Below are 10682 nucleotides of genomic sequence, written 5' to 3' on the forward strand. Positions count from 1 at the left end.
CACTTCTTCAAATTCTGTGTCACTAATGCATCTTAGGAATGATAGTAGGACGGGGTTAGATAGATTGCCCAATGGTAAGTTACATTTTTCTAATCGATCTATGCGCTCTTTAGGTAACCAATCCTCTAAGCTAGGTTCATGTAATCTAATGCGAACTATATCAAAATCATTCTCATGCGATGACATCCATTGGTGAAACTCGTCACCATCAAATATCGCTGTTCGCCTTGTAGTTAACACAACCTTTGCTTTATTAGTTAATAGTTCGCTTATAGTCTCTAGCATTGGCTCTGTAGAGTCGTAGTTACTTGGGTCTTCCGATGAAGACTCATGCAACAACTCATCGAAGCCATCGAGTATTACTGGTACGTTACCGCTTCTGATCTCTGAGCGCACTAGAGCTGAGCTTAATAAGGGGAAACTACGATCAATTTCATCCAATAATACATATCGGAATATTTTTGCTTGTCTGTTTCTAGATAGCTCTGAAAATAGTGGAATTTTTGATATTGATGCATTTACGATTTCTTTTACAAGTTCGTATGCAGAGCAAGTCTTACCAAAGCCAGCTGCTGCTTCAACTAGAAATAGGGTAGGTTTCGGTTTATCAATTCGGCTAACAATTTCATCTACGACCGATAGTTCACCCAGTTTATTGTCTATATGATAGCTAGTGTTAATGAATGAATATGTAGCATTATCTGAATGGATCTTAACTAGAGAGTTCGTAAAAGCAGTATATTCCTTTCTTAATCTTTCTTTTGTTGATTTGATACTAAAGAAACCGTTGAACAGTTCTTGTTCAACATCCTCTATAGTGTCGTAAACTTTAATTTGGCATGCATACGCCAAATTTTTATACTGCTGAAAGATCGTTTCTACATCATGCTCTTTAACCAAAGGAACAATGTCAGCATTATGGTAATGACCTGTTCGTATAGAAAATACTGCAACATTTTTGTCTGGGCTGACTTGCTCTTCAAAGCCATACTTTCTATAGGCACTGCATAGTTTCGCCTTATCCAACATATGAACCACCATTTCATGAAGAAAATTAATGAACAATACACCATCCATAAGAATAGGTATATGTTTAGTAAGGTTTTTTCTAGTTGAACATCAAATTTTTCATCATGTGTTGCATATGTGTAAATCGAGTTGAGCGCGGGTGTAAAGGAGAGGTACCTAAACATACTTCTTAAAGCATGTTTAGGTACCGAACCCAATTGTAGCAATCATCGTATCAGCCAAATTTTCTCTAATTAATCTTCATTTCGATGCAATTCACGAATTAAATAAGGGGATAGACAACGCTCTATGTTACGAGCGTTTGTTTGCAGTCGAATAGTTTTCACTATCTGAATTATGGTGTCAGTATTCTGTTTAAGCGTATTTCGAGCCTCTTTACTTTGTTCACTTAATCGCGCGTTGGCTCTCTCTAGATCTTTCCGTGTCATTGAGGAGGTTGTTTTCAAAGTCTCTCCCAAAGGGCCTTTAACATCATCTTTCTGTTGTTGAATAAAATGATTAATGAGATGTCTACGATTAGTTAATGTCGCTTTTGAGTTTATTACTCCTTGAGCTTTCAGCCTCTTGAATAAATTAGCCTGTGTAATAGGGGAATTCAAAAAACCCTCATCGCACATTTTTATGAGTTCTTTTTCGATAACCCTATCCAACTCTATGCCTTTTAAACCTATACTCATAGCAATTACCTCCAAGTGATTGAGTAGATTCTCTTATATTTATCCAAATGCATTCATTTTTTTTCTGTTTTCTTTTGAGCCTGAAGGTGTTCTAGAGCAAAAAGAGTAGACAGCATCTTTGGCTTTTTCATTTTATCAAGCATAAGTAGGTTGATCTTTTCGCTTTCGCTTTCGCTTTCGAATATTTTTGATTGTTCTAAATGGTAACTAACATTCTCCCTTCTTATCATTAAGTCCTCTAAGATTTCTCGGCACTCTTCAGTACCGAGTATCCCTTTTAAGCCGATTTGATTGATAACAGAGATTTCCGAATCAATGCTTTCAGCGAGCTTCTCAACTTTGAACAACTCGTCTTCACGCCCCGTAAGCGTATGATACGGACAAGGAACCCCATCCTGACATTTCAGATTGTAAGGACACTGAAAAGTCGAGAGTTTTCGCATACAACTACCAATATTCATTACGGATAAATCGGAGTGTGGCTTTATCACTTGTTCGTTTTCGACTTCATTATTAAAGTCGATCAATTGACCGAATTCAGAGAACACGTCAGCATCTGAATTCCTTACAACATCGAGAACGAATGAAACCTTATCCTTAACAGTTGTAAAGGTATGCATAGATTGAGACAACGAACTCTTTAATGAGAGCTTATTACTTACACTTATAGTGCAGTTCTTTTTAATGGCGTTTAATGCCGACACTTCTTCTGCGAGCAGGTTAGGGTTGCTAACAGTAACTAACGCTGGAGTTACTGCTTTGATCCGCACCAGAAGTTTTGGACACTGAGTTAAGTGAATACAATCACTAACGAGGTGGACAATGACAACTAAGAAAACACGAATCAAACATGCTCCTGAATTTAAAGCCGAAGCACTTAAGTTAGCAGAGAAAGTCGGTGTCGCTGCTGCCGCACGGCAGCTATCTTTATATGAATCTCAAATCTATGGATGGCGTAAAGCCGTAAAAAAAGACGCGAAAATCAGCGATAGAGAAAGAGAACTCACCACTGAAAATGCCAAGCTCAAGCGATTATTAGCAGAGCAAGCTGAAGAGCTAGATATCGTAAAAAAGGCCGCCACCTACTTCGCGAAAAATCTAAAATAGATTGCTATGAGTTTATGCTCGAACACCTGATGCAATATAGGATTGTCCGTATGGCTAAGGTGTTTGGGGTTTCTCGAAGTGGGTTTTATTATTGGATTGATAATCGCCATAAAGTCACTCAACGCGACGGTGCAAGGCGCATTCAAAAAGAACTTGAGGCAAATGGTAATAAGCACGATGTAAAAACCATTGCCGCGAGCATGAAGCGCCAGAGCTTAGTCGCGAAGGCCGCCCGTAAGTTCAAATGTACGACAGACAGTAAGCATAGGCTTCCTGTTGCCCCGAACTTGCTTGAGCAAGATTTCAATGCGACAGCACCGAACCAAAAATGGGCTGGAGATATTACCTATCTAGCGACAAGCGAAGGTTGGATGTATTTAGCCGTTATTATCGACCTGTACTCACGGCAAGTCGTTGGTTGGTCAATGAGCACCAGAATGACCGCAACTCTGGTCTGTGATGCACTATCAATGGCATTGTTCCGCAGAGGCATGCCAGAAGACGTGATTATCCATAGTGATAGAGGTAGCCAATATTGCTCAAAAGACTACCGAGATTTAATCGCAGCTCATAATCTAAAACAAAGCATGAGTAGGAAGGGGAATTGTTGGGATAACGCCTGTGTTGAAAGCTTTTTCCACTCAATGAAAGTAGAAGCCGTCCAATACGAGCCGATAATGACCCGAGAAGAGATGCGCCAAGCGCTTTTTGAATACATTGAAGTTGATTATAATCGAACAAGAAGGCACAGTGCTCTTGGGTATCTAAGCCCAGTTAACTTTGAAAAACAATATGTCGCTTAATGCGGTGTCCAGTCTAACTGGAGCAGATCACTTTTTCCTGTATAGCAAGGTGTTGATAGGTCTCATTTTGAGTAAAATCCTTACGCCCCATGAACATAGCTTGGAGATGTTCAGAAATACCTGTGATTGCGAAGAAAGTATTTATAGCGTGTCGTGGCGTATGGCTATACATAAAAGTGAATTGACCGTCTTGTTCTACAAGTCCATATTTCGCGAATATACTATTTTGTCTCGCACGTTTGCTACCGTACCCTAGAAATGGCTCTAGTATGACTTTATCTATCATTTGAGGTATACACTTCATCGCTGCTGTGCGACGAACTGCTCCGGAACCTTGAGGTATGATAAATAAGAGATCTTCATATGGAATACTTTGAACAGACCCGGTCGCGGAGTCTTTTGTTCGATGTTTAAAATCAATAGCTACCATTTGATTTTCTACAGCGGAAGCCCGTATAAATTTATCAATATCAACCAAACTATACCAAATACGCTTTTTGTTGTTTGGTCTCAACACCTCTTCTTTTATAGGCTGAATGCCTAGTTTGGAGTTTTTAATTTTCTTCGTAGCATAATCTCTTGCAGAACCTTTCCCACGTTTCTGAACCGTTCTTGCGTAACTTTCATAAACAGACTCTACGATCTCGTCCAAATCAATCACCGTAGAATTTAACTGGGCTATATTATCGTCATTGGTTGGGGAGAAATACTTTTGTGGCAAGAAGGAAACAAAATTGATCCTTCTCATATGCTCTAACTGAGTTCGAATCGTTTCTGTTAATACTAGGGTATTGACTAGAACATCTTCAATTAGCTCTACAGCTAAAGGTTCAATCCAATGAGTACGATAACCTGCACGCTTTTCTGCTAAATACCTTATACCCACATAAAATGATGGGATACCACGCTTCTCCAGTTGCCTACGTGTCATTTCACTCTCGATTTCAACGACTTTGAAAGCTCCATAGCGAATAGTTGCTGCCTCCATATGACGAAAACCAGTCACCATTAACAAGAGAACGAGGTTTAATACTACCTTTTCACCATCATTTTTCACCATACCTCTAAGTGCAACGACATTTAAAAACGTCTGAATACTGAGATTTTTGTCATGATCATCTTTATCTAAGTCTTCAGCCGTTTCTATTTGATTATCGATCTCCACTTCATTTTTCATTGTCCTTGCAAGTACTTTTTCTTTTTTTGTTATTTCGACCTGAACTAACGGAAAACCTATATAGTTTAAATTTCTGGCAATAACACTGGCATCGTCATAGTCTTTCGCTGCATTCGAACGTGCGGATTTACCTGTTCTAGATGAAGCTAACAAATCTACTGCTCGTTGTAAGAATTCAGATGTAATGTTGACTGGATGTGGTTCGACGCCTGCCATAATCATACGAACATAGACACGTTTCAATAAGAGCTGTTGTGCCAACACGACCATCCCAGATGGTGATCTACGGTGATTAATGAATGTACAGTATGCCTTTACAAACTCAGAGTAAGTTTCTGTTAAATTAACAACTTTTGAATCCCACTTCTCGTCTTTATCAAACAAGCCTTTTATGGAGTGAACTTTTATAACGTCGAAATTGATAGATTGTAATGCGCCCGAAAGAAAACCACTAGACATCCCCCCATATTGCCACTGATTAGAATCCCAAGCTAACTGGTCAGATTTGGGAACATTCTTATTTACTTCGGGTAACAATGCATCTTCAAAAAAAGACCTTTGCTCTACAATAAACTCTTTGTATCTTTGGTAATTAGCCTTCATCGAAGTCCACCTTCTAGTCGGTTGATTACCATCTCTACTTCATTTTTGGTCTGTGTCGCAATATCAATTAAAGGGTTATCTTTGTTTCCAGAGTCGTGGGAAACCCTCACAAGATCAATCAACTCATCTGAGAATATTTGAAGAACTTTTTTATGCTTATCGATAGCGTTAAATGGCCTAAAATAGAAACATCCATAACAAGAACGTACTTTAACTAAATGACATTTTTCTTGACGTCTATTGCAACCACCAATTCGCAACACAAGTTGCTCTCTCACGACCCCAGATACAGTATTTCCAACCCAGTCTTTTTCATTAACTTTGTAACCAGTCAAAAGGAGGGAGACCATATCTTTCCAAACAGGATTTTGACCAAGACATTTGTGCTTCAATATGGCTAACTCAGGCACAGCATTAATATAATGCTGAGCAGCGACTAGCGAGCTATGCCCGAGAACCGCTGCAATTTCTTCTGCACTAGCATTCAGCATCGCCATTGAATGCCCAATATTGTGTCTAAAATCATAAAGCGTATAAATTGGTCTATCTCTAATATTCTGTTTTATAGACTGCTTGACTTCGTCAGGTTGTATGAACAATAAAGCAGCATTGAGGCCTGCATGAAGACCTTGAGATAATGTGATGGAGCCAGATGTATAAGGGTAGAGTGGGGAAGCTAGTTCGATATTGAAGCGTTTCTTATACTCATCAATAATGACTCCAACCTCCTGACTTAATGCAACTTGAAACTCACTCGCTGGAACTTTCTGTTGTTTAGCTAACGGTATTGATATCTGATATCTAGATAACGCTGTTTTATGATTTTTAGTTACGATACTTATCGAACATCCTTTTAACATCGAAAACTGCTGTGGTCGGAGTCCTACTGCGTACGACAAGCCTAAAATCGAGAGGTTCTTTAACTCGGGGTCTGATAAAGAGCTGAGGCCTCCTCTGGTAGAAAACTCAACCAGTCGATTTATGATAAGGTTCTTGAGGTGGGTGGGCATTGTATCTTCAATATCACTGTAGCGAAGAAATGGATCTGCAACATTAGGCGTTGATAACCACAACATTTTTTCTTCATCCTCGACATCAAAGCCTGGGAATCCAATGCGGATCAGTGTTTTTGTTACACTTTTAAGCAAGAAGTAATCCATTGAGTTACACTGCTTTGCCAATACTTCAAGTCGGTTGTAGAAAACAGAGAATGAAATAGTACCTTTTGTTTTAAAAATCCTCTTCAAGGCGTCAAATCTAGTGGAACCAAGAGGGGCCATATGACTATCAGTGAATTTAACCGATAATAATTTTAATAATTTATTCGTATTTTTATCTAAATTAAATACTTCTACGTGTGTTCGGCCAAAACGTACGTATTCCCATCGGTCGTCGTTAGTGGTGACATATGCCGTATCAAATTCTGAACCAACAGTGATCTCCATAATTTTCGGAACACTTACAGCTTTAATAAACTCAATCTGAGGAGTTGAAAAATCACTTCGAACATCTAAATTCTTTTTAGCTGAATACATCTTTCCATTCCTCCTCATTTAAAGGGTCACTGTGTATGTTGTAATGGGCTCGATATACTTCCATAAGCGTGCTATTTGCCTGCTCTTGGATAAATCGCTTAGCATATTTAGCAGGCAATATAGATTTTTTAGACCAACCTCCAAGTTCTCGTAAATCGTTCTGGGCGTCGTCCATCAGCCCTTTCAAATTTACGACTCCTGAATTTATGTACTCTTTCTTTTTCTTTTCATATACAGCAGCCAATGTTGCGTACGCCCATGTATGACGCAACCAATGCGGTGTAATGTTGTCCGATATCGAATCGGCATATTGGACGGAAAAGTGTTCAGGAAAGTGTTCTTGAAAATTTTTAACAGAAGCTGAAAATTGTGACTGAATCGTCGAATAAGAGACAGGCTTGAATGGTGCTTTTGAAGCAGAAAAAATGAAACTATGAGTGCATTTCTTTGAACGTATATATTCGTAATACAGTTCAATTTTTCTGTAATCTTCAATTGTAACTTCTACATCACGAATACTTCCTAAGTTTTTGATCTTTGGTTTATAGTTTCGAGCATCTTCCATTTTTGAATCATTGAAGCCACTATCTTCTAAGTTGCGCACACGCATGATCACTTTTGAAGAATCAGACTTGAATTTCAGGAAAGATTCTTTACGAAGTAAAAGCGATTCCCCGATTCGAAGTCCATACCTGACTAATAGAGTTATAAGAAGATAGTTACGTATTTGTACCTCGTAACTCACTATTGAATTAAAACGATTGACTTTTATGAGCTCAAAGTTGACTTCAACCCTTCCACCAGAGAGCTTTGATGGGAGAGGACGCACTACATTAGGAGCGATAACACTAATAAAGTCTTTATACTGTGCTTCAGTTAAACTATGAAGGGAGTCATAAGGTTTCGCGGTTTTGTTAGATGTTCTCCATTTTGCAAACTTTTGTTTGGCCCCATCAAGTCGGTTCTGAACATCAGAACGATAGCGTCTGAGCACAAGTGGCGATTCATCCCGGTAATCAGTAGATATGTAAGTTATAGAAAGAAATTGAATGAAGTTACAGATTGTTATGCAGTGTTTAGTAGCAGTACGCTTTTTCTTGGCTAGAGCTTTACTCTCCAATCCATATGTAGGCAACATAGCAACATTAGATACTTGCTTTTCAGCTAGTAAGTAGTCCCAGAATGCAAACAACTCACGCGTGATAAGCTCAATGTCATGGTAACCTGACTTATGAAAGGATAGGTCAAGAGAAATACCAAATTTTTCCAACCAAAAATCATAGAAGAGCTTAATTGAATACAAATACGATTTTTGAGTCCCTAAAGCATTTTCCATTAGATCTCGTTCAAGCCATCTCAATGCTAATAGGGGAGGCATTGTTGTTACAACATCTAAGAGACAGTAAAAATCCTCGTTACATTTCTCAACTTTATACATAAGCCCCACATAATTAATATTTTTTCAAAACACAACAACTCAGAATATAAGACCAATTAGTTAAAAATAACAAGTTTAACGACCGCAAAAACAACCACAGACAGATGATTATGTGGCATTATAGCTCAAGGTTGTGACAGTGTAATGGTTTTATATTCTGGTAATATTAATCTAATGAGATGCAAATGTTAGATTTTCAGATAATTTAGAGAAACATCTTAAATTGACCTGTATTGAATAATTTCCTCCTCAACACCTATGAATGACTTGTTAGCTACAACGCTAGTTAAGTTCACTTTATGGCTTTGGTCTTACTACCGACTCAAGTAGTCTAAAATGGAGTGACTTTATACAAAGACACTTATAAAAACGCCTGTGACGGCGTTTAACAGGTTAATAAGGACTAGTTATTAACTGGTCTCTATTTGAAAATGCTGTGTTTCGGGACGATTACCAATAACCAAAATTTTATCTAAATTACTTCCACATTTCTCAACCATAAATTTTATCAAGCCACGGTACTCACAAGACATCGCATGAATAACAGTAAGTTCTGTTAGTTCTTGTTGAGGGATGCAAATATATCGTTTCTTGTTAAAGACACAGCTTATTGCTAGCTCATGGCTTTCAGCTTCAACAATCGCATAACTCTTCCAGTCTGTTACGAAAAATAGCTTTTGAACAATCATGATTTTCTCCAGTTAAGTTGTTCAGAAACTGTATTTGCTTGTTCCACCGATAGCTAAAACGTTAGTCTCTTTTGCGTACGAAAATAAAAATTCTAATGAAAGAGATGATAATAAGTACTAGTTAATGTTAACGAACAGATAGGCGAGGGTGAAAGGTAGGAAAGAACTGTTTAACAGTAAGTCAGCGAATATGAGTTTCTCGCCACAACAGCGTTTAATCAAAGATCGGTCGAGGAAAAGTATGACAATAGAGAACTATCACCAGTTAACGGTTCAGATGCCGATACAAATTATCAGGGAAACTCAAAGAAGTACGGCAAAATCAGTAATGAATAGATATATATCAATGTTTAAAGTAAACCGTGAACGTTGTTAAATCAGACATTGAATTATCCATCGTTGTCCATCGTTGGACAATGAAGCATAGAACAATACTCAGTTTGATTCGGCATGATGCTAATTCTGATCAGATGCTAATCCTGATCAGATGCTAATCCTGATCAGATGCTAATCCTGATCAGATGCTAATCCCGATCAGATACTAATCCCGATCAGATACTAATCCCGATCAGATGCTAATCCCGATCTGGTGTCAAGCAACCCAAAGTTTAAGACCATTAATCGTCATCTTCGGCAAATAGTTTTTCTATTTCATCCCAATCGGGAAGCTCATGGGTTTTGGGTACAACTTCAAACTGAAGTCCTATAGCATCAAGTAATCTTTCAAATATGTCGAACGATCCAGTAAACCTGCCGTTTTCTATTTCAGATATGGTGGTTTTATTAATCCTTGTAATTTCAGAGACTTGAATCTGCGTCAGCCCCAAACCATTACGAGCATCTCTGATTTTTGAGCCAATTTCAGATCTGAAAGCCATAGTTATAAAATTTCCTTGTTAGCCATATAGCTAACATTCGCAGTAACAACTTTGTTTAACTTATCTAAGAATAGCCAGATTCGCTAGAGGTAGACTTATAAATAATCCAAGCTAAACAATGTACCTGTACAAAAATCTCTTAGGAGATTTTGCTCGTATGTACAGAATTAGAACAGTAGATTTTATTATTTGCTAGTAACACATAAAAAACACAACTCACTGATTAATAATGGATCGGTTAGGGTACGTGTACAAGATTACAGCCAAAGAGAATTTAACATAATGCACATAATACGTAGTTGGCTTGTTAGAGCAATTTAGTAATGTCCGGTTTGAGCCATTTTAAAATGTCCTCCTAAGCTTACCTATATTGGTCTGCTTAGGAGTTATCCGGATGCTTATTACTATGAGTGAAAAAGATATTCATCGATTCAAGGTGCTTACTGACGTACGTGAAAAACGACTACGCCAAGTTGACGCCGCTATAATTTTGAATCTGTCTGCGCGCCATATCCGACGTTTGGTGAACAAACTGGTCTCTCTTGGTGCTCAAAGTCTTACACACGCAGCGCGTGGACGCCCAAGTAATCGACGCTACTCAGAACATTTCAGAATTGAAATACTGAAACTTATCCGTGAGCATTACTCTGACTTCTCACCAACGTTCGCTCTGGAAAAACTGACTGAACGACACAATCTATCCGTCTCTAAAGAAACACTCCGTCAATGGATGATCGCCGACGGAC

10 protein-coding genes are annotated in these 10682 nt (G+C 38.3%); 2 read left to right on the forward strand and 8 right to left on the reverse strand.

Annotation, left to right across the window (positions count from 1 at the left end):
* From HRQ85_RS26135 to HRQ85_RS25840, 3 genes are all read right to left on the reverse strand, one after another.
* Positions 1-1029, reverse strand: a 1029-nt coding sequence (locus HRQ85_RS26135; protein WP_216655528.1) for a hypothetical protein, incomplete at its 3' end; no start/stop codon positions are given.
* A gap of 233 nt (positions 1030-1262) precedes the next feature.
* On the reverse strand, positions 1263-1706 hold the full coding sequence (locus tag HRQ85_RS25835; RefSeq protein WP_172380955.1) for a hypothetical protein: 444 nt from the start codon (positions 1704-1706) through the stop codon (positions 1263-1265).
* Positions 1707-1759: 53 nt separating this feature from the next.
* Positions 1760-2554: a hypothetical protein gene (locus tag HRQ85_RS25840; protein WP_172380956.1), complete on the reverse strand. Its 795-nt coding sequence runs from the start codon at positions 2552-2554 to the stop codon at positions 1760-1762.
* Here HRQ85_RS25840 and HRQ85_RS25845 point away from each other — a divergent pair.
* Positions 2529-3616, forward strand: a protein-coding gene (locus HRQ85_RS25845) for an IS3 family transposase (protein WP_172380957.1) whose coding sequence is annotated in 2 segments (ribosomal slippage) — positions 2529-2772 and positions 2772-3616 — 1089 coding nt in all. Because the reading frame shifts where the segments join, the coding sequence is not laid out codon by codon here. The genes HRQ85_RS25840 and HRQ85_RS25845 overlap by 26 nt on opposite strands.
* 13 nt (positions 3617-3629) lie before the next feature.
* On the opposite strand, the gene HRQ85_RS25850 is transcribed toward HRQ85_RS25845, so the two are convergent.
* From HRQ85_RS25850 to HRQ85_RS25870, 5 genes are all read right to left on the reverse strand, one after another.
* On the reverse strand, positions 3630-5396 hold the full coding sequence (locus HRQ85_RS25850) for a hypothetical protein (RefSeq protein WP_172380958.1): 1767 nt from the start codon (positions 5394-5396) through the stop codon (positions 3630-3632).
* Positions 5393-6931 carry a site-specific integrase gene (locus HRQ85_RS25855; RefSeq protein ID WP_172380959.1) on the reverse strand — a complete coding sequence of 513 codons (1539 nt, stop codon included), beginning with the start codon at positions 6929-6931 and terminating at the stop codon, positions 5393-5395. The genes HRQ85_RS25850 and HRQ85_RS25855 overlap by 4 nt, the downstream gene beginning before the upstream one ends.
* Complete coding sequence (locus HRQ85_RS25860; protein ID WP_172380960.1) at positions 6918-8267, reverse strand: site-specific integrase; 1350 nt, start codon at positions 8265-8267, stop codon at positions 6918-6920. The genes HRQ85_RS25855 and HRQ85_RS25860 overlap by 14 nt, the downstream gene beginning before the upstream one ends.
* A gap of 512 nt (positions 8268-8779) precedes the next feature.
* Complete coding sequence (locus HRQ85_RS25865) at positions 8780-9058, reverse strand: hypothetical protein (protein WP_172380961.1); 279 nt, start codon at positions 9056-9058, stop codon at positions 8780-8782.
* A gap of 617 nt (positions 9059-9675) precedes the next feature.
* The gene (locus HRQ85_RS25870) at positions 9676-9936 is read right to left on the reverse strand and encodes a helix-turn-helix domain-containing protein (RefSeq protein ID WP_172380962.1); all 261 of its coding nucleotides are present in this window, start codon (positions 9934-9936) and stop codon (positions 9676-9678) included.
* Between the two features lie 394 nt (positions 9937-10330).
* Between HRQ85_RS25870 and HRQ85_RS25875 the strand changes: the two genes are divergently transcribed.
* Positions 10331-10682 (forward strand): helix-turn-helix domain-containing protein (locus HRQ85_RS25875; RefSeq protein ID WP_172380963.1); only part of this gene is annotated, 352 nt, incomplete at its 3' end.

Origin of the sequence: Vibrio sp. Vb339 (assembly GCF_902751245.1) — a bacterium.
Classification (GTDB): domain Bacteria; phylum Pseudomonadota; class Gammaproteobacteria; order Enterobacterales; family Vibrionaceae; genus Vibrio; species Vibrio coralliirubri.